This window comes from Glutamicibacter ardleyensis (genome assembly GCF_014644555.1).
GTDB classification, from domain to species: Bacteria; Actinomycetota; Actinomycetes; order Actinomycetales; family Micrococcaceae; genus Glutamicibacter; species Glutamicibacter bergerei.
In genome coordinates this window covers 126,685-144,239 of the sequence record NZ_BMKX01000003.1, presented here as the reverse complement: position 1 = coordinate 144,239, position 17,555 = coordinate 126,685, and the positions used below count along the sequence as shown (strand labels likewise).

26 protein-coding genes and 3 tRNA genes are annotated in these 17,555 nt (G+C 54.2%); 26 read left to right on the top strand and 3 right to left on the bottom strand.

Features of this window, described 5'->3' with window-relative positions:
* Window positions 1-12: 12 nt before the first annotated feature.
* Window positions 13-1,920, top strand: a complete 1,908-nt coding sequence (locus IEX04_RS08620) for a DEAD/DEAH box helicase (RefSeq protein WP_096256955.1) — start codon at window positions 13-15, stop codon at window positions 1,918-1,920.
* A gap of 320 nt (window positions 1,921-2,240) precedes the next feature.
* Here the strand turns inward: IEX04_RS08620 and IEX04_RS08615 are convergent, their stop codons facing one another.
* The gene (locus IEX04_RS08615) at window positions 2,241-3,671 is read right to left on the bottom strand and encodes an HNH endonuclease (protein ID WP_188685124.1); all 1,431 of its coding nucleotides are present in this window, start codon (window positions 3,669-3,671) and stop codon (window positions 2,241-2,243) included.
* A 159-nt stretch (window positions 3,672-3,830) separates the two neighbouring features.
* Window positions 3,831-3,902 (bottom strand) — tRNA-Thr (locus tag IEX04_RS08610).
* Window positions 3,903-4,313: 411 nt separating this feature from the next.
* Here IEX04_RS08610 and IEX04_RS08605 point away from each other — a divergent pair.
* Both IEX04_RS08605 and IEX04_RS08600 read left to right on the top strand, forming a co-directional pair.
* Window positions 4,314-4,385 (top strand) — tRNA-Thr (locus IEX04_RS08605).
* 47 nt (window positions 4,386-4,432) lie between these two features.
* Window positions 4,433-4,506 (top strand) — tRNA-Met (locus tag IEX04_RS08600).
* Between the two features lie 341 nt (window positions 4,507-4,847).
* On the opposite strand, the gene IEX04_RS08595 is transcribed toward IEX04_RS08600, so the two are convergent.
* The gene (locus IEX04_RS08595) at window positions 4,848-5,087 is read right to left on the bottom strand and encodes a helix-turn-helix domain-containing protein (RefSeq protein ID WP_188685122.1); all 240 of its coding nucleotides are present in this window, start codon (window positions 5,085-5,087) and stop codon (window positions 4,848-4,850) included.
* A gap of 104 nt (window positions 5,088-5,191) precedes the next feature.
* Between IEX04_RS08595 and IEX04_RS08590 the strand changes: the two genes are divergently transcribed.
* The 23 genes from IEX04_RS08590 (at window position 5,192) to dnaN (ending at window position 17,554) form a co-directional block, all read left to right on the top strand.
* A complete protein-coding gene (locus tag IEX04_RS08590; protein WP_194446441.1) occupies window positions 5,192-5,428 on the top strand; it encodes a hypothetical protein in 237 nt (78 codons plus the stop codon).
* The gene (locus tag IEX04_RS08585; RefSeq protein WP_188685118.1) at window positions 5,425-5,616 is read left to right on the top strand and encodes a hypothetical protein; all 192 of its coding nucleotides are present in this window, start codon (window positions 5,425-5,427) and stop codon (window positions 5,614-5,616) included. The genes IEX04_RS08590 and IEX04_RS08585 overlap by 4 nt, the downstream gene beginning before the upstream one ends.
* A 113-nt stretch (window positions 5,617-5,729) precedes the next feature.
* A complete protein-coding gene (locus tag IEX04_RS08580; RefSeq protein WP_188685116.1) occupies window positions 5,730-6,014 on the top strand; it encodes a hypothetical protein in 285 nt (94 codons plus the stop codon).
* Complete coding sequence (locus IEX04_RS08575; protein WP_188685115.1) at window positions 6,011-6,214, top strand: hypothetical protein; 204 nt, start codon at window positions 6,011-6,013, stop codon at window positions 6,212-6,214. Before IEX04_RS08580 ends, IEX04_RS08575 begins: the two co-directional genes overlap by 4 nt.
* Before the next feature lie 65 nt (window positions 6,215-6,279).
* On the top strand, window positions 6,280-6,564 hold the full coding sequence (locus tag IEX04_RS08570) for a hypothetical protein (protein ID WP_188685113.1): 285 nt from the start codon (window positions 6,280-6,282) through the stop codon (window positions 6,562-6,564).
* A 465-nt stretch (window positions 6,565-7,029) separates the two neighbouring features.
* Window positions 7,030-7,794, top strand: coding sequence for an ead/Ea22-like family protein (locus IEX04_RS08565; RefSeq protein WP_188685112.1), 765 nt, complete (start codon window positions 7,030-7,032; stop codon window positions 7,792-7,794).
* Window positions 7,787-7,936 carry a hypothetical protein gene (locus IEX04_RS08560; protein ID WP_188685110.1) on the top strand — a complete coding sequence of 50 codons (150 nt, stop codon included), beginning with the start codon at window positions 7,787-7,789 and terminating at the stop codon, window positions 7,934-7,936. The genes IEX04_RS08565 and IEX04_RS08560 overlap by 8 nt, the downstream gene beginning before the upstream one ends.
* Window positions 7,929-8,309, top strand: a complete 381-nt coding sequence (locus IEX04_RS08555; protein ID WP_188685108.1) for a hypothetical protein — start codon at window positions 7,929-7,931, stop codon at window positions 8,307-8,309. The genes IEX04_RS08560 and IEX04_RS08555 overlap by 8 nt, the downstream gene beginning before the upstream one ends.
* The gene (locus IEX04_RS08550; protein ID WP_188685106.1) at window positions 8,306-8,515 is read left to right on the top strand and encodes a hypothetical protein; all 210 of its coding nucleotides are present in this window, start codon (window positions 8,306-8,308) and stop codon (window positions 8,513-8,515) included. The genes IEX04_RS08555 and IEX04_RS08550 overlap by 4 nt, the downstream gene beginning before the upstream one ends.
* Window positions 8,515-8,964 carry a hypothetical protein gene (locus IEX04_RS08545; RefSeq protein ID WP_188685104.1) on the top strand — a complete coding sequence of 150 codons (450 nt, stop codon included), beginning with the start codon at window positions 8,515-8,517 and terminating at the stop codon, window positions 8,962-8,964. Before IEX04_RS08550 ends, IEX04_RS08545 begins: the two co-directional genes overlap by 1 nt.
* A gap of 205 nt (window positions 8,965-9,169) precedes the next feature.
* Window positions 9,170-9,748, top strand: a complete 579-nt coding sequence (locus IEX04_RS08540; protein WP_188685102.1) for a hypothetical protein — start codon at window positions 9,170-9,172, stop codon at window positions 9,746-9,748.
* Window positions 9,749-10,011: 263 nt separating this feature from the next.
* Window positions 10,012-10,353: a hypothetical protein gene (locus IEX04_RS08535; RefSeq protein ID WP_188685101.1), complete on the top strand. Its 342-nt coding sequence runs from the start codon at window positions 10,012-10,014 to the stop codon at window positions 10,351-10,353.
* A gap of 150 nt (window positions 10,354-10,503) precedes the next feature.
* Window positions 10,504-10,707: a hypothetical protein gene (locus IEX04_RS08530; protein ID WP_188685099.1), complete on the top strand. Its 204-nt coding sequence runs from the start codon at window positions 10,504-10,506 to the stop codon at window positions 10,705-10,707.
* A gap of 181 nt (window positions 10,708-10,888) precedes the next feature.
* Window positions 10,889-12,076, top strand: coding sequence for an AAA family ATPase (locus IEX04_RS08525; protein WP_188685097.1), 1,188 nt, complete (start codon window positions 10,889-10,891; stop codon window positions 12,074-12,076).
* 23 nt (window positions 12,077-12,099) lie between these two features.
* The gene (locus IEX04_RS08520) at window positions 12,100-13,035 is read left to right on the top strand and encodes a PD-(D/E)XK nuclease-like domain-containing protein (RefSeq protein WP_194446440.1); all 936 of its coding nucleotides are present in this window, start codon (window positions 12,100-12,102) and stop codon (window positions 13,033-13,035) included.
* The gene (locus IEX04_RS08515; protein WP_188685093.1) at window positions 13,036-13,950 is read left to right on the top strand and encodes an AAA family ATPase; all 915 of its coding nucleotides are present in this window, start codon (window positions 13,036-13,038) and stop codon (window positions 13,948-13,950) included.
* A complete protein-coding gene (locus tag IEX04_RS08510) occupies window positions 13,950-14,483 on the top strand; it encodes a single-stranded DNA-binding protein (protein ID WP_188685090.1) in 534 nt (177 codons plus the stop codon). Before IEX04_RS08515 ends, IEX04_RS08510 begins: the two co-directional genes overlap by 1 nt.
* Window positions 14,484-14,552: 69 nt before the next feature.
* Window positions 14,553-14,726, top strand: a complete 174-nt coding sequence (locus IEX04_RS08505; RefSeq protein WP_170947932.1) for a hypothetical protein — start codon at window positions 14,553-14,555, stop codon at window positions 14,724-14,726.
* Window positions 14,727-14,762: 36 nt separating this feature from the next.
* Window positions 14,763-15,158, top strand: coding sequence for a beta-sandwich lipoprotein (locus tag IEX04_RS08500; RefSeq protein WP_188685089.1), 396 nt, complete (start codon window positions 14,763-14,765; stop codon window positions 15,156-15,158).
* A gap of 26 nt (window positions 15,159-15,184) precedes the next feature.
* Window positions 15,185-15,424, top strand: coding sequence for a hypothetical protein (locus IEX04_RS08495; protein WP_188685087.1), 240 nt, complete (start codon window positions 15,185-15,187; stop codon window positions 15,422-15,424).
* Between the two features lie 102 nt (window positions 15,425-15,526).
* Window positions 15,527-15,802, top strand: coding sequence for a thioredoxin domain-containing protein (locus tag IEX04_RS08490; RefSeq protein ID WP_188685085.1), 276 nt, complete (start codon window positions 15,527-15,529; stop codon window positions 15,800-15,802).
* 362 nt (window positions 15,803-16,164) lie between these two features.
* Window positions 16,165-16,446: a hypothetical protein gene (locus IEX04_RS08485; protein WP_188685083.1), complete on the top strand. Its 282-nt coding sequence runs from the start codon at window positions 16,165-16,167 to the stop codon at window positions 16,444-16,446.
* Window positions 16,447-16,456: 10 nt separating this feature from the next.
* On the top strand, window positions 16,457-17,554 hold the full coding sequence (gene dnaN, locus IEX04_RS08480) for a DNA polymerase III subunit beta (RefSeq protein ID WP_188685080.1): 1,098 nt from the start codon (window positions 16,457-16,459) through the stop codon (window positions 17,552-17,554).
* The last annotated feature ends 1 nt before the right edge of the window (window position 17,555 follow it).

The following is a 17,555-nucleotide window of genomic DNA, read 5'->3' as shown; positions in this document are numbered from 1 at the left end:
GTGTCATCAGACATGCCCGTAAACACCAATGACGAAAAGACCACCGAAGAGCCGACCGTGCTTTTCAGCGAACTTGGTCTTGACGCCCGAGTGCTTGCAGCACTAGCCGACCTAGGCTACGAGAAGCCATCGCCAATCCAGGCAGCCACCATCCCACTGCTTCTTGAAGGCCGTGACGTAGTTGGTCTGGCACAGACCGGTACCGGTAAGACCGCAGCCTTCGCGCTGCCGGCACTGTCCCGCATGGCTGAGCTTGCAGACCTTAACGGTCCAGCTCGCACCCCACAGATCCTGGTTCTAGCTCCAACCCGCGAGCTGGCTCTTCAGGTTGCTGAGGCTTTCACTTCTTACGCCAAGTACCTGAGCGACTTCACCGTCCTTCCGGTATACGGTGGCTCGCCATACGGCCCACAGCTTAACGGACTGCGCCGCGGCGCACAGGTTGTTGTCGGTACCCCAGGCCGCGTCATCGACCACATCAACAAGGGTTCGTTGGACCTGTCCAACCTTCAGTACGTAGTACTGGATGAGGCCGACGAAATGCTTCGCATGGGCTTCGCCGAAGAGGTCGACAAGATCTTGGAGTCGACTCCAAAGGACAAGCAGGTTGCACTGTTCTCCGCAACCATGCCACGCACCATTCGCCGCATTGCTGCCGAATACCTGCGTAACCCACAGGAAGTTTCGGTCAAGTCGAACACCTCGACCGGCACCAACATCACCCAGCGTTACCTGCAGGTTATGGGAGCTCACAAGCTCGACGCCATGACTCGTATCCTGGAATCCGAACCATTTGAAGGCGTTATCGCCTTCGTTCGCACCAAGATGGCTACCGAAGATCTTGCCGACAAGCTGAAGGCTCGGGGCTTCACCGCCGCAGCTATCAACGGTGACATCCCACAGCAGCAGCGTGAGCGCACCGTCGAGAACCTGCGTTCGGGCAAGATCGACATCTTGGTCGCAACCGACGTGGCTGCCCGTGGCCTTGACGTGGAACGCATCTCCCACGTCATCAACTACGACATCCCACACGACACCGAGTCCTACGTGCACCGCATTGGCCGTACCGGCCGTGCAGGCCGTACCGGCGACGCGATCCTCTTCATGACCCCACGCGAGAAGTACCTACTGCGTGCCATCGAAAAGGCTACCCGCCAGCCAGTGACTCAGATGCAGCTTCCTTCCCTGGACACGGTCAATGACCGTCGTATCCAGCGTTTCACCGATCGCATCGATCAGACCATCAGTGGTCAGGATCTGAGCACCTTCCGTGAAATCGTGGAGCGTTTTGCTGCAGAGCACGAAGACCTAGACCAGCTTGAAATCGCTGCTGCACTGGCACTGATGGCTCAGGGTGGTCGCCCACTGCTGATGACCGAGCCAGTGATCCCACCTTCGAAGAAGGCTCGCATGGACCGCGAAGGCGGACGTGGCGAGCGTGAAGGCGGACGCGGCGAGCGTGCCCCACGTGGTCGTAAGACTGCAGCGGAAGGCAACGCAATGTACCGTTTGGCCGTGGGTCGTCAGAACCGCGTTCAGCCGGGCTCCATCGTTGGCGCACTTGCCAACGAAGGCGGCTTCAACTCCTCCGAAATCGGTGGCATTGATATCCGTTCGGATCACACCTTGGTCGAGTTGCCAGCAGAGCTGACCAAAGACCAGTGGCGTGCACTGTCTAACACCCGCATTGGTGGCGAAGCCATCAACCTGGAGCTAGACAACGGTCGCAGCCCAGCTGAAGATTCGGACCGCGGTGGCTACGGCGACCGTAAGCGTTCCGGTGGCTTCGGTGGCGGACGCGGCGGCGGACGTGGCGGCTTCGGCGGCGGCGGTGGACGCGGCGGCTTCGGTGGCGGACGCGGCGGTGGCGAAAAGCGCTTCGGTGGCGGAAGCCGTAGCGGTGGACGTCGCGACTACTAAGTCTTAAAACCTAAGAGCACTCCCTTGAATCGTGAAAACGGCTCGCGGGAGTGCTTTTTTGTGCCTAAAACGCGACATAGACAATGCCAGGAAAGTTCGCGCTGAGAGTCCCAATAAGGCCTGGACGAACTCTGGGCCTAGCCTCCTCGCTCTAACGCGTGCAGAGGCCACACACAGCGCCTCACAACGTTTGGGCAGGGGGATACCCTGACCATTAGTTTGATCAGTGTTGTCGTCGCAAGTCTGATTCAGGGTAGGCACGGTGATGAAACAGTGGGAGATGTCCCCTGGGCAGGTAGAGAATCTAGGTTCTCCGAGAACTATTCACGTTGCCACCGATATCCATACGGAAGAATCGGAGGGATCACGTCTCGTACTACTCCCGTTGCTGGTGGTGCCAAAGACTGATAAATAGCGCCATCTCCGGGATTGATTCGCATCGAGTGCGGTTGTTCGTGCACCACAATCTCAAACCATCCCGGTTGTTCCTTGGCAAGATTGCACCATTGACACCGACCGTCAGCATTTTTTACATTTGTCGGACCACCAAGATAATGCTGCATCACGTGGTCAACGTTTTCTATGATTCCATCGCAATATGGTGTCCGACAATGAACATCTCGGATCTTGATGAATTCCTTCATTGCGTCCGGGAACTCGCGTGCTTTGGAATCCATGGCAATTAAATCTTGATTTCCAGGGGCTGTATACAACCGCTGGATTTCAGGGAAGGTGAAGATTCGTAACGCTAGGTCGTCGTGTTCCGGATACTCATGGAAGTAATCGTTGACCCGTATCTGCGCCCCCGCCACTAGTTCGCGCGCATATTGGGAAGGAATGATCCCGTACCCGGGTAGATTTGCCGGTTCGCGATCGCCCATGAGCAAACTCTTATCCGTCATGATCAGTTTAATATCAACGAACAAGGGGAGCTTGGGAGGGAAACCCTCAATCTGACTGCAAATCAACATGTCAGCCATCAGCTGATCTTTTGTTCGTGGGTCTCCGCTACGACGCAGTTCGTTGACCCGCTGCTTGATTGACTTACATAAGGCGGTGCCTTCTGCGAGCGGGAGTTTAGCGCTGAGCATGACACAATTTCCGCTCTTGCGAAATCGTGAGTATCGCTTCGACGCTTCATCTTCAGCCTGGAACGCCTTCGTGGTGCTTTCAAAACGTTCGGTGAACTTGCGAACTGTGTCGCCGATTGCCTTGACGCCGAGCCCTTCAAACATTTCCGGATGGGTGCGAAACAGCTGGTCGAACTCCCTGCGATGTTCAGCATTAACTTCTTGCAAAGGGGACGTAGCGGCGAATATCTGTCGCTCCGAGAGATCACCTAGATCAAGAGCTAGTAAAAGATTCGGCATATCTTCTACCAGTATCCGACAAGATTTCATGTAGCTTCGGGCACCTGTCGGTGGCTGACGACGGCTCATTGCCACCGCAGAAGCGGCACCACGTTCGCTTTCATCTATGAAGACGCCGCGTTCCTCATGGTCGCGAACGACTTCTTTTTCGAAAAGGTAAGCCATCTTTATCTGAGCTGCGCAGAAACTAGCTTTGGTGCGTTCCAACTCATTCAGTGCTGCTGAGTATGCGGACCTGCCGCCATGAGCGATGAGCTGGCCCAGATTGTCGTTAACTTTCCCCACCAAGGCTTCACAGCCTTCGTGAAGTCCATTGTCTGGCGGCCACTTAGGAGCCTCGTTTTCGAAGTTATCGCGATCGTCGCATCCGTCTTCGTACATAACTCCATTTTATAGTGCGTTACAGACGTTTTAGAGGTAAATTTTCGACCTGTGGATTACGGAACTTCGAAAGTTTCGCCGGTTCTGGGTCTGGTCGAAAGGGATGTTAAATAAAGCAAGAGGGAGAGAATCTATCAAAGATTCTCTCCCTCTTATCTGAGCCCCCTGCCGGAATCGATCCGGCGACCTCGTTCTTACCAAGAACGCGCTCTACCACTGAGCTAAGGGGGCAACAGATAAATACTTTACACACATTCAAAGGGTTTTCAAAATCGCCCTAGGGTGAGTGCCAGAAGTCACAAAATCGGATCTCATTAGGCGTTCTGCGCCTCGAGCTCGGTGTCGCGGATTCATGGATTCTCGCGAAGTAGAGGAAAGTATTTGTAGCAAAGTTCGACTTTCAATCCATTGACGTTTGCATTTGAATCAATGGCCATCACGTTCCTAAACAAGTAGTGAAGTGTTGACTAACTTCGTGAGTAGCGTCACTGGCCAAGTTTTCTTTGAAGTTCAGAAACGAAGCACCAGTTCGAAATTCGTATCCGCTTCTGACTTGGCTATATAGGTGATTTGATGGATTTTGATTCGACGTGGACTGCGATTTTTCTTTGCTGAGAAATCCGTGTAGAGTATTTACTCGTTGCCCCCTTAGCTCAGTGGTAGAGCGCGTTCTTGGTAAGAACGAGGTCGCCGGATCGATTCCGGCAGGGGGCTCTGAGTGGGAAGTCATCTTGGCTTCTACAGGATGGTTTCCCACTTGTGGCGGCGTAGCTCAGCTGGTTAGAGCGCACGACTCATAATCGTGAGGTCCCGGGATCGAGCCCCGGCGCCGCTACAGCGATCTAGCCCCGGAATCTAGCGGATTCCGGGGCTATTTTTGTTTAACCAAAAGGGTGCCAAGTACCCCCAGAAGTACCCCCGATCTTTTATTTCGTGTGAGCGTAACGTAGCCCAAGCTAGCGCACGTTACAAAAGATTGAACTTCAAAGTGTCGCATGGGGCATGTAGGCTAAGTGCAACCTCTCAATCGAACATACTTTCGAACAATTGGAGAAGAAGTAGTGCCTCAGAGCATCGACGAGAAATTGGCTAAAGTGCAAACGAGAAGGGGAACCACGCTGACGGTTCAAGATCTGATCCGTCATGTGATTCCCCTGGGCGTTTCGGTGAATGAGCTTATTTCATCCGACGATCAGCCGTTGAGATAATGTCCCCCATGGTCGTTCCCAGTGCATCTGCGATGCGCATGAACGTCTTGAAGGGCATTTCTCTTTTACCAGATAGGTAGTTGCCTAAGGCGTCTCTACTTATCCCAACTGACTCTGCAAGCTTCGCCTGCGTGAGTTCATTGGCGGTCATCTCCATCTTGATAGCGGTGGAGATGGCTGCCCAATACGATTCTTCGTTAATAGGCATATGACCACTTTATGCCGTCAAACGTGAGTATGCAACTTACAAGCGAAGCTATTTCTTTTATTTTTGAGTTGACATGCCGTCGTATGACCGCATACGCTGTACATATGACCGCAACACAGAAGCCCACCGAGCTGGGCGCAAGCATCCTTGAAGCAATCAAGCTTGCCGGTGTTAGCCAGACCGAAGCGCACGACGCACTCGGGATCTCTTACGCAACTTGGCGCAAGCGACTGGCCTCCGACAAGTTCACCATGAACGACCTGATGAAAATTTCAGGCCTAACCGGGATTAGCCTCTACGCAATCCTCACCCGAGAAATGATTCAGGTGAACGCAGCATGAGCGCCGAAACCAAGCAAGCGTTTACCATCCAGTCAGCTGCCAAAGCATATGACGTATCAACGGATACCATCCGCGCAGCAATCAAGCGCGGTGATCTAAACGCCAAGTACCCAACCAGTCGGCCAGTAATCGGAGCGAAAGAACTAGACAACTGGTTCAACGCACTGCCGGACGAACCAAGCGCATAACCAGCAGCACCTTCGCCTAACTAGGCATCCCGCCCGATTCTGGGCAAACATCCCGCAGTATCTTTCGAACCCTCCCTTCCGTGTTGTTTGCGGAAAGTAAAGGACTATTTGTCATGCCCAAAAACAACCCGAAGCCGGACTTCCTCACGGAGCTTGCCCGTTATAACGCGATCAACGCCGTTCAGGCAACCTTCTCGGAGATGAAGAAAACTGCACGCCGGCTTGAGCGTGCGTTCAATGATCGCGCTGATAAAGCGGTTGAAGCCGCCGAGTTCTTGGCGCTCGCTTATGAGAAGGAGTACAGCGATATTACCGGCGAAACAGCTGTAGCGCATGCGATGAATCCGAAAGAGTGCGATCACCATAAGTCAGTAGAGAGAAGGTTGATGGCTGCATGAGCACCGAACCTATTGCCCCGCCCGCACGTCTTGTTGATCCGATCATGGCTGGCTATTTTCTGGCACTGCTCGAAAAGAACGGGCAGATCACCGTTGAAGGCTGGAATAAGGGTGTGGCGCTTGGCGAGAAACATTCGCCGGAGCCGCAAGTGCCCGCATTTCGCCCGAGGCCACCGGCTAAACGTAGCGACCTATTCTAATCAAAAAGTAAGGCCACCAGGTGCGAACTGGTGGCCTTTTGCATCCCTCGAAAGGAAAACACAACATGTCTATTCTAGCCCCGCCCGAACCAGTCCTTGATTGGGTGTTCGTTGGTGGTCTTCGGACTGCCCGCGTGAGCGTCAAGCCGACTCGGCATCATGAAGAGTTCGTTCTCTATATTGTCGATGCTGGCATGCGAATGTATGTCGCCGATAACTACATGGCTAAGGATTGGGTTTTTCGTCACCGTCTTTTTGGGCGGTGCGTTGAGAACGCTAAGCGTCGCGCTCGCGCTCATGTGAAGGCTGAGCTTAGGGCCATGAAGTCTAAGAAGACCCTCAATGGTTAGCGGGAAGGGTTTACCGGTTCCGATGCTTTTCGAGTCTTCGAAAGAAGATTTCTTTGAAGCTTTCCTGAACGCGGTTGGCGAGCTTGTGGGCGAGGCTAGTCCGTTCACTAACGATGACATTCGTAAGCGTTTGAGTAGTGAGCCGAGGCATTCGAATTGGTATGGCGCTGCTATGGGGCGCGCTGTTTCTGAGTTCAAGTTGGTTGAGGTTGGTTATAACCGTTCGCGTACTCGGTCGCGTAATGGTGGCCGGCTGATTCTTTGGGCTCCTAGTAAGGAGTCTGCTCGTGGATAACGAAACCCCCACCGGTTACTGGCTGGAAGGTATCGCCGTAGCATCCGCCTTGTTCATCTGGTCGATTCTCAGCCTGGTTGGCGCATGGATTACCTAAAGTTTGACTTCATCCTCGCCGGGCTGTGTTTCGTAGCATTCATGGTTTGGGCACTAATTGAAAGGAGCGCGGCGTGAAAGACCTAACCGAGCTGCGCAAGATCGCGGAAGCAGCAACACCGGGTAACTGGATTCCATTTGAACCTGGCGAAGAGCCCGGCTACTGGTGGGTCTGGCTAGAAGAGAAGTTGCCTTGGTACGGGGGGATCGCGCAGGTTAGCGAGAGCGACCCGGGGAGCGTGTGCCAGGCGATGATTACTGATAGCCGTGATCCGGCACAGGATAAAGCGGACGCAACCCACATCGCCACGTTCCAACCATCAACCGTCCTCGCCCTGATTGAGCGTGTGGAGGCGGCGGAACAGGCGTTGGACTTCCACACCCAGCGTGACCGCGAACTAAAAGCACTCTTGAGCATGTTGTCGGATCGACTGGATGAATTCAGCTACGACGAACTATCAAGCCTGATCGAGGACGAACCTATGAACCAATGGGGCGAGTCGTACAAATCCCGCCTCGAACAGGCTGAGCAGGAACGCAAGAACTTTTCCGATGCGTGCAAGACCCTGGCTCAGGTACTAGCGAAGCATTCCGACTGGGTTGTCGAAGCTACCGATTCGCAAGACATTATCGGAGAGGACGGTGACGGTGACTGGGATGTTGTCTGGGATCGCGTGACCGAACTCGGCGAGAGCAAGCGCAAGGCCGAGGCGTCCGTAGCAAGAGTGCGGGAGTTGGCTTTGGAGTCTCAGGCAGAAGTGGCTCAGATGAACATGCCGAATATTCGCACGTTGTCCGGCGAAATTCTCCGCGCCCTGGACGGTGATGACCGTGTCTGAGCATGTTTTCTGTGATGCGGGGTTTGACGTTTGGGGCTACGACCGGGACGGCAAATATGACTCCACATATGACCGCGCACATTTCCAGAACTCGCCCTACCCAAACGAACACCGCGCACTGGACGGTGAGTCGAATGAGTAACCTCTGGTTTGAGCAGCAGGAGCAGATGACCGAGAAACAGGTCAAGGCACTGTCGGAAGCTGACTCACGAGCCCAGAACATCTGCGGGCAAGACCTAGGCCGCTGGCACGTCGCATTCGAGGCAGAGACTCGCCCCGGACGTGGACAAGACCTAACTGCGTGGGCTACTGACGGCGAGTACATGGCAACCCAGTACCTCGATGTTTACGGCAACGGTCCGCTAATCGTGTCATCTATTGAGCTGATGCATAACGACGCTGACGAAGAACACTTTGACGAGTACGGCGACTGTGAACACGAGGTGCAGCCATACCAGGCTAACTGTGGTTCGTGGGAATGCCGAGCCCCAGAATGTGGAAGGAAAAACCCATGAGTGAGAACGGTCTACACCGCATCCCGGTCATGCGCACCGCGTTGGAGCAGATCCAAGAACTGCACCCAACTCATCTTGAAGATTGGGGAATCTTAGGACGGATGAAGGCATGCAGAACATGCCACACCGCCTACCCCTGCAAAACCCGCAAGCTGGCCGACGCAGCGTTAGACCGTATGGCACGCACCAACCAAGGAGACAAGTAATGACTAGCAAGACGTTCAAGAGCGCGAAAAGCTTACTGGAACTGCACATCGTCAGAACCAATGAAGACCTTGTGCGATTCATAATCTGCACTGAAGGTGAATCTTTCGCTTCACTGGACATTCACCCAGCAACCATCCCCGCCCTGGCCCTCGCAATCCTCGAAGCGGCGGGGGTGGAAGCGCGGTCGATTCCGTCCGCACGGCTTGGAACTTCTGAGCACCTATCGGATACCGCTTACGAGTTGTCCACCTATATCGAGAAGCAACAGCGCGCTACCGCCGAAGCCAAGGAACAAGCCGAACTGGAAGCCGAAGCGCTGGAACTCGCGAACTCTGCGGTGCTAGTAGTAGGCAATCCGCCTTACCGGTCAATTGAGCACATGAGTGATACATCTTTACGCAAATGGCTCGCTGTTGCCCGTAAAGCCCGCGAAATGAGGAAATCATGAACACCCCGCTAAACCCGGACGCGAGTGCCGAAAGTTGCCGGGATTGTTCGGCAACATCTCGGATCGTAGAGCAAAAGGATCAGCACTTCGACAGGTTCTTCGGTATGTCCGAGGACATGTTTAACGTTGCGACTGCATCAGTGCACACGGATCAGGGTAAATGTGCCGAGGAAATCATTCGTATTTGGGAGACAAGGAACCAACGATGAATAACAATCTGCTAAACCCGGACGCTTTTGAACTCGCGTGCAAAGAGCTGTTCCTGACCATCACAGCCCACAAGTCCGCCGCGGATGTTCTCGGCTTTGATTGGAAGTCGCTAAAGGCATCCACGCGTAAGCCGTGGGAAACCGCGACACGGAAAGTCCTGACCGCGTACCTTGAAGCGGAGGGCACGGCAGAAGAGTTGCATGAAATCAATACGCGCCTAGCACGGATTCTGACCGATACCGCGAATGCGCTAAAGGGTGAACCAGAACCGCATGTCATGCATTCATGGCACGACCTCGCAGAAGTGGCCAAGCGTGCAGTCGATGGGCTGAAAGAACAGACAGACGTGCAGTCAGTCGATAACTACCTCGCCGTCGCCCAGCCGGTAGTGAACCGTGTGGAGTCCTTGCCAGCCAAGATGCGGATGCTCGCATGGGAGGGCGGAGAGATCGAAGTCGGGGAAATTCCAGAAGGTCACGTGCTCGTCGGATTCGAAATGGCGACCGACCGCGCATGGTCTATGGCCGACAAGGTGACCATCCACATCGAACGCCCGGAGGTGCCTGGTGCCTAGTGTTGGGCGGCGGGTTATTGCACGTAAGGCGCACCGCTGCATGACATGTGACCGCGCTGGGCGTATAAAGTCCGGCGACGTTTACTATCAGTCCACAATATTTCCCGGTGAAGACCCGAGCGGTTGGGACGTGCCAGTTGTATTCAAAGAATGCGCGTTCTGCTCCGAACGATATGAACGGCTCTACATCCTTGAGCCACTGCCGGAAGATCAAGCGCACGCCGTCTATATAAACGCAATGCAACACGGAAGAGGTTAGACCAATGGGCGCTAATGAGAAGTATGAAGCGGCATACCACGGCGGGGAGTATGGGGAGATCCTAGATAGTAGCCGCTTGAATTACGCCTTATCAAAAGACCCTGGCAATGGCCGAACAACAGAAGAATGGTGGGCAGTCAAGGATGAAGCGTTCAAGGAATTTGACCGTGCCATCGCCAAGATCCGCGCCGAAGCGAAACGAGAAGCACTGACCGATGTGGCGCATGTTCTCGAAGCGGATATTCCTGGGCACGCTCACGAAAACGGCCAGATCATCGCAGGTCGAAACATCATACGGATAATCCGTGCCCGCGCTAACCAGTACAAGGAGGCCCCTAATGCCTAACTCCGGTAAATCACGCAGTTTTGAGACTGCACCATTCATCCCGGTCACTAGCAAATGCGTTGCGTGTGGTGAACAGTTTGAGGCCGCGTTCATGGCGCTCGCGTTAGACCGACTCGCCACACACCAAGACACCAGCAAAGGATGCGGGTTATGAGCAACAATCCATGGATTGACAATCTGACTCGAAAGCATGATCGGTGGCTCAAGATGACCGCTCGCAAGGCTTTCAAGATCAGATCCACCAATGGCCGTATCCCACGTAAACGGAAGAAGTACATGTACAAGGTGGAACGGCAAACATACATTGAACTGTTGCGTTCTGTCGCTGAGCATCTAGCTAGGCAAAAGAGATGAGCAGTTATCCGCACCCCTACCAGAGACACTGCGACCAGAACTGCGGTTGTTGCGCCCCGATCACCGACCAAGCCGAATCAGACGATTCGGCTTTTCTTATGCCAGAAAACCTGACACCCGAAGAACGCCTACTCTGGGCAATCTTCGGAAAACAACCACCCGAAACCAAGGAGAACAAAAATTGAGCACCATCGAATCGCTCGAAATCACCAACTTCCAACGCATCAGCGCAGTGAAGATCGAACCAACCAACAGCGTCATCCTGCTATTCGGGAAGAACGCGGCAGGTAAGACCAGCATCCTAGATGCTATCGAGACCGGGTTCTGCAAGTTCAATGCGAAGTTCATCAAGCGCCCGATCCGAGACGGTGCAGGGCGAGCAGATATCAAGATCAAGCTGACCGACGGCACACAGCTCCACCAGAAGTTCACCCCGTCCGGCCCCACGCTTACGGGCAAGAAAGCTAATGGTGACAAGCTAGGGCAGCGTGACCTTGACCAGGCGTTGAGCGTTCTCGGTGTTGATGCTGCATCGTTCATCATGGCTGGCGAGAAGAAGCAGCTTGAAACGTTGCTGAGTATCGTGGAATTGCCGTTTGTTCCTGCTGAACTTGATTCTGAAATCAAGGCTCTGGAAGCTAAGCGACTATTGGCCGGACAGCAGGCCAAGGTGATCGGTGACTTCGATGTGGACGCGAACATTCCAACCGATGAAGTCAGTCTGAATGAATTGATCATCCAGTACCGCGCCGGACAGGAATCCAATGCACAGCTCGATGCTGCACTTGATGGTGTGGAAGCCGCTACCGAATACGTGACGGTTCTTGAGCGCCAATTGATCAAAGCAAAGGAAAGCTTGAAGACGGCTGGCGAAGTATTGAAAGCCGCCCCTGACCGCGTGGAGCTTGAATCTCTCCAAGCGCAGATCAACAATGCCGAGGCTTCCAACTCGGCTATCCGAGCAAACAACTCGGCTCGTGAACAAGTTGCACGCAAGGACAAATTGCTCAGCGAATGGGCTTCATTCGATGCGCAGATTAAGGAAGTGCAGAAGCGTAAAGCCGATGGACTCGCAACTGCAGAAATGCCCGTCGAAGGACTGTCTTTCGATGAAGAAGGCGTGCTGTACCAAGGCGTGCCGTTCTCGCGGGCATCCGGCGCTGAGCAGATCATTGTCAGCGCGGCAATGATTATCGCCACCGACCCAGAAGTGCGCACGATGGTTATCCGCAACGGCAACGTCATGGATGAGCGCTCATTGCAGGTGCTCCAGTCCATGTGCGAAGAGAACAACTTCCAAGCATTTGTTGAATTCGTGTCTGATTCCGAAGACCACGAGTTCCGACTAGTAGACGGAGAACTAGCGTAATGGTTATCAAGACAGGGGCTCGGGTGGCAACTCCAAAACCGGAGACACCACCCGCAGTCGTATCCAAGACGTTCACCGAACCGAAGCCAGCAAAGGTTGCAGTGAAGTCGCAGCCTGTGCCAGTAGTAGTCAGCCAGGAACCGGTAAAAATGGAACCCGGAATCTACTTGGATATGACGAATGCTGATTACCACTCGCACAAGGACGTAATCAGTTCGACAATGGCGAAAACCATCGTTCAAGATGGTGGCCCCGCATTGTTGCGCCACAACCTCGACAAGGGCCAAGAACACAAAAAGGTGTTCGACATGGGCACAGTTTTCCATTCGTACACGCTCGAAAGCACATTCGGTGCGGTGGTCGAACTCGACTATGAAAACTACCGAACCAAGGCAGCGCAAGAGGAACGCGACGAAGTTATCTCGGCTGGAAATATCCCGATGCTCGCTCATGAACTGACCGTCATCAAGGAAATGCGCGAATCGGTCATGGCTGATTATGAAGCGCGCCAAATCATCGAGAGCGCGGCGCAGATTGAGGCATCAGTATTCGGTGAACTCAACGGCGTGCCGGCTCGATGCCGCCCCGACATTTGGGGCAATGGTTTCCTCGCGGATTTGAAATCAGACAAAGACGCTTCACGCGAAGGCTTTTTGAAGTCCGTCGAAAACTACGGGTACTACCAGCAAGATCCGTTCTACGCCGACATTGTGGAATCAGTGACCGGCGAAAAGCACGCATTCAAATTCATTGTGTGCGAATCGTCGGCACCCTACCGCGTCGCAGTCTATTCAATCACCGAGTATTTCCGAGGACTAGGCCGCGGGATGAACAGGAGAGCCACCGACCTTTGGCAGCAATGCCATGAGTCAGGAATCTGGCCGGGGCATCAGCGGCGCGAACCTCTGGATCCGCGACCATTCACCGAAGCAAAAATTCTAGAAACAGTGGAGGGCTAAATGGCTATTCAGACACGCCAACCAACAGGCAAACCGCCTTGGCCGATCATGCTTATTGCGGGCATCGAAAAGGCCGGAAAATCTTATTCATGTGCTGTAGCGTCCTCATCTCAACTGATCGACCGAACTTTCTGGATCAGCATTGGCGAGGATGATCCCGACGAATACGGTCAACTGCCGGGCGCTCGATTTGAAATCGTTGTTCATGATGGAAGCTACAAGAGCATTCTCGGCGCAGTGCAAGCGGCTGTTGCTGAACCGTCCAACCCGGCTCGACCGAACATGATTGTCATCGACTCCGCTTCAATGATCTGGGAACTTCTCACAGAGGAAGCGCAGCGAGTAGCGGATGCTCGACAGTTCAACACCGGGCAAATCACGATGGAGCTGTGGAACAAAGCTGGCAATAAATGGAAGCGCGTAATCGAAGCTTTGCGCGCTCACAACGGGCCGGTGGTTCTTACCGCGAGGCTCAACGAAGTGACAGTAATCGTGAACGGCAAACCAACCAAGGAAAAAACTTGGAAGCCCCAGGGGCACAAGACCTTGCCGTTCGATGTGGGGGTGATTGTTGAGTTCCTAGCTCGCGGTCGTGCCGAGGTTACGGGCGCTAGATCTCTTCGGCATGACATTCCTTTGGGGGAGCGTCGCCCCATTGAGAACTTTACTCTTGAGGACTTATGGGTGAAGTTCGGATTTGCGGAACCTCAAAACGTGGCACCACGCCAGCATTCGGCTACGGCACCCACTGAGGCCAGCGAAGCCAACGACCCCGACCATTGGTTGAACCGGGCGAACAGTGCCAGCTCAGTTGACGAGCTACGCGCACTCTACGGGGAAGCGCAAGCCGCCGGAGCGACTGGCGATGTACTGCAATCTATCCAAGGGCAGTCAGCCCGGTTTGGAGCAAACTAATGGCTGAAATAGTTGCAACAGGCAACCTTGGCGCGGATTCAGAAATCAGGTATACGCCAAGTGGTTCGCCTGTGTTGAACTTTCGCATGGCTGATTCGAAGTCCAAGAAGAAGGGTGACGATTGGGAAAAAGTTGCCGAGCAGTGGCTAAACGTCACGGTGTGGGGGAGCCTCGCCGAATTCCTTGGCGACAAACTATCTAAGGGCGTTCGCGTCAAGATCACTGGCGAATTCTACATGCGCCAGTACGAGGGCAAGAACGGGCCGGGCGTGAGCTTAGACGTGACCGCGTGGGGTGTCCAAATCCTTACCCCTCCAAGTGGTCGTAGTGCCGGCGCGACTAATCAAACGAGCGCGAACACTCATCAGCCAGGACCCGGCTGGGGCAACAACACGCAACAGCAGCCACAGCAAGGTGGAGGCTGGAACGCGCCAAACAATGACCCGTGGAGCACAGGAGGTGGTCAGTCGCAACCACAACAGAACAACGGTGGCGGTTGGGGCAACCCAGGCGCAAATGAACCGCCGTTCTAACAGCAAGTATTCAAAACCAAGCCGGTCTAAACAGATCGGCTTTCCTTATGCCCGAAAGGCAAAAACATCATGGACATCATCCAAATCATCCTCGTAATCGGCGCAGTCATCGCAGGCCTTTTCATCCTGTGGGCAATCATCGCCAGCGTCTTAGCAGTAGCGGCGAAGAAACAATTCGATCAGGCCGTTGCTAAGCAGGATGCCGAGTACGACGCTTTCCGCAAGCGCCACGGACTCCGCTAAACAACCTCACCTCCACCTCACGCCCGAAAGGCAACCATGAAGAAGAAAAGCATCATCGCAATGTCCGCACTCGCAATCGGCGCGCTCACCCTCGCCGGATGCACCAACGCGGAAACTGCTTCGTACAACCTCAGTAAAGACGCTGACCACTTCGAAGTGAATCGACGAATCGTCATGTTCAACGGAATCACTGACAAGTACCTCCTGAGCATCGAAGGCCGTTGCTCGATCAAGGATGCGAACGAGCAACTTGAAGTGACTTGCCGGCTGGGTGATGACCAGTATAAAAAGCACATTCTTGGTCTGAGCGATAACGTCTCGTACTTCGTTGAACAACTGGAGCCTATCGACGTGAGCGTTTATCACTACAAGGTCATCTTCAAGCCGGAAACGATCGTGCCTGAGTTTGAATTGCAGACCGGCAAGCAGTAACTCCACAATCCCGAAAGAAGGAAAGCATGTCTGAGAACTACATCAAAGCAGAAATTGTTCAACCGCATTGGGAGCCCGAAAAGTGGTTCGCCAAGATTTTCGCCGCTTTCTTCGGCGTGGCATTCCGAACCCTTATTGTGTGGTGGTTTTTCGCCGCATGGTTCCCTGAAATCGGCTTGACATTCTGGCAGCTCGTTTTGCCGGTTTACGCAATCCGAACGCTTCTCGGCAACACGCCATTCACGCCGAGGATGCTAAAGAAATAACACTCCAAGCCAGTGCATAACGTACTGGCTTTTTTAGTACCCAAAACGGGGCTGGCATCCATCACGGATGCCAGCCCCAACCCATCCCCAAAGGAACTTATTTTGCGCGCAATCACCGTACACACCACGGCCTCCTGCCAGAAATGCCGGATCACCAAACGCAAACTCGATGACGCAAAAATCCCATACGCAACCATCAACGCATCAGAGAAAGGCAACGAGCTCCTAGCCGACGCGATCCGGGCAAGAGCAGACGAACTCAACTCACCCGCCGAAATGCCTTACGTGACGGTCTACGACGAACACAACGTGCTCATCGCCGACTGGTTCAGCTTCCGGCCAGACCTCATCAACGAACACATCTTGGAGGCGAACTAGCGTGCCAACCAAGAGGAAAGTCATCACGCCGCGGCCCTCCCACGAAGAAAACCTTCGGAGCGCCAAAGCATTCCAAGACAAGCTGGCCGCAACTCGAAACAAGGATCGACGCAACCAAAAAGTGCGCATGGTGACCAAATGATGACAGACACCCCGCCATGCTGCTCGCTCTGCAAAGGCAGAGCACCCCACATGTTCTGCCGTTCTGGATCCTGCCTATGCCACAGCGCAGCACGACAGAAACAATCCGGGCGCGAACTCTACCGCGACCCAGTAGCCGAACAAGCCATCGGACGCACCATGCGAGACCGCAACGGCATCGGCTACCAAGGCCGCCCCATCTACCTAAAAGGAACCAGACGATGAGCACACCACAACAGCAAGCCGAAGCACTCCGAAAATTTGCCGCCATCCTCGAAGCCGACAACCTACCAGGCCGCGAATACCAAGAAGTGCCCTTGCACATCTGCATCTACTTCCGCACCGAAGCACAACGGCAATCCGCAATCTTCAAACTCAAAATGGCCGGACACCACCTACGAACAAGCGAATCCGGCAAACATTTCAGCATCACCATTGACCACGACATAACCAAAACCGGCTTGGAAATCTCACTCATCGTTCCAACCATCGACCACGAATAGGAAAACGATCATGAAGTTCTCTATCGACCCCGCAGACCTCAAAGAAGCCGTACGCTTCGCACAAACCGCAATCGCCTCCCGGCCCACCTCGCCAATCATGAGCGCCGTACTGCTCGAAGTTCAACCGCACGAGCTACGCGCCAGCGGATCGGATTACCTACGCTATTCAAGAGTTGCCGTGACAGTAGACGTTGAGCAGCCTGGCCGAGCACTTCTATATGGGCAGATGCTTGGACTAGCCGTCAACAAGTTCAAATCGAAGAAGCCGGTGACTGTGCGCGTCGAATCAGACCGTGCGTACCTTTCTCAAGGCTCAATGAAGTTTGAAATGCCAATAATGCCCGCCAGCGAATACCCGAAGAACCTCAACGGCACCCCCGAAGATATCGGCACCATCAACGGCAACGAGTTCTCCAAACTCATCCACGCACTCGAAGGATGCGCCTCAACAGACGAAGCCCTGCCGGTGTTGAAAAGCATCCACCTTGAATTGGGGGAGCGGATCGACGGTATGGCTACTGATCGGTACAAGATCGGTACCGACTACACCAACTGGGAACCAAACGCGGAAATGAAAATCTCCGCAACCGTCTCAACGGACTGGCTCAAAAACATATCCAAAACCATCGCAGGGGAAACCACCCTACACATCAGCATGGACGGCGGCGAGCCATCGCGGATCGGTGTCACCTCTGGCCCGTACACAAGCAGTATCAGCCTACTCAGTGGCGACTACCCGAAGGTTCGGGCGCTCTTCACCAACGCGAGCACCGACACCCACACCATCGACCGCAAAGAACTCATCGACGCTGTTGACGCGGTAAGCGTTATAGCTGAACGAAACACGCCTGTGCGCCTCACTGCCAAAGATTCGATGATCGTGCTCGACGCTGGCGGCGGCGACAACGCCGCGTCAGTAGCTATCGAAACTGACTCTTACGAAGAGTTCATTCTTGCATTCAACCCAAGATTCCTCCTGACCGTTCTTCGATCCATCGACACGGATCAGGTGAAGCTTTCGCCAGCAGGCGCGAAGCCAGCGACTATCGAGCCAGGCGACGGCACTAGCCGATACCTACTCATGCCGATACGCCTACCAAACCAATAGG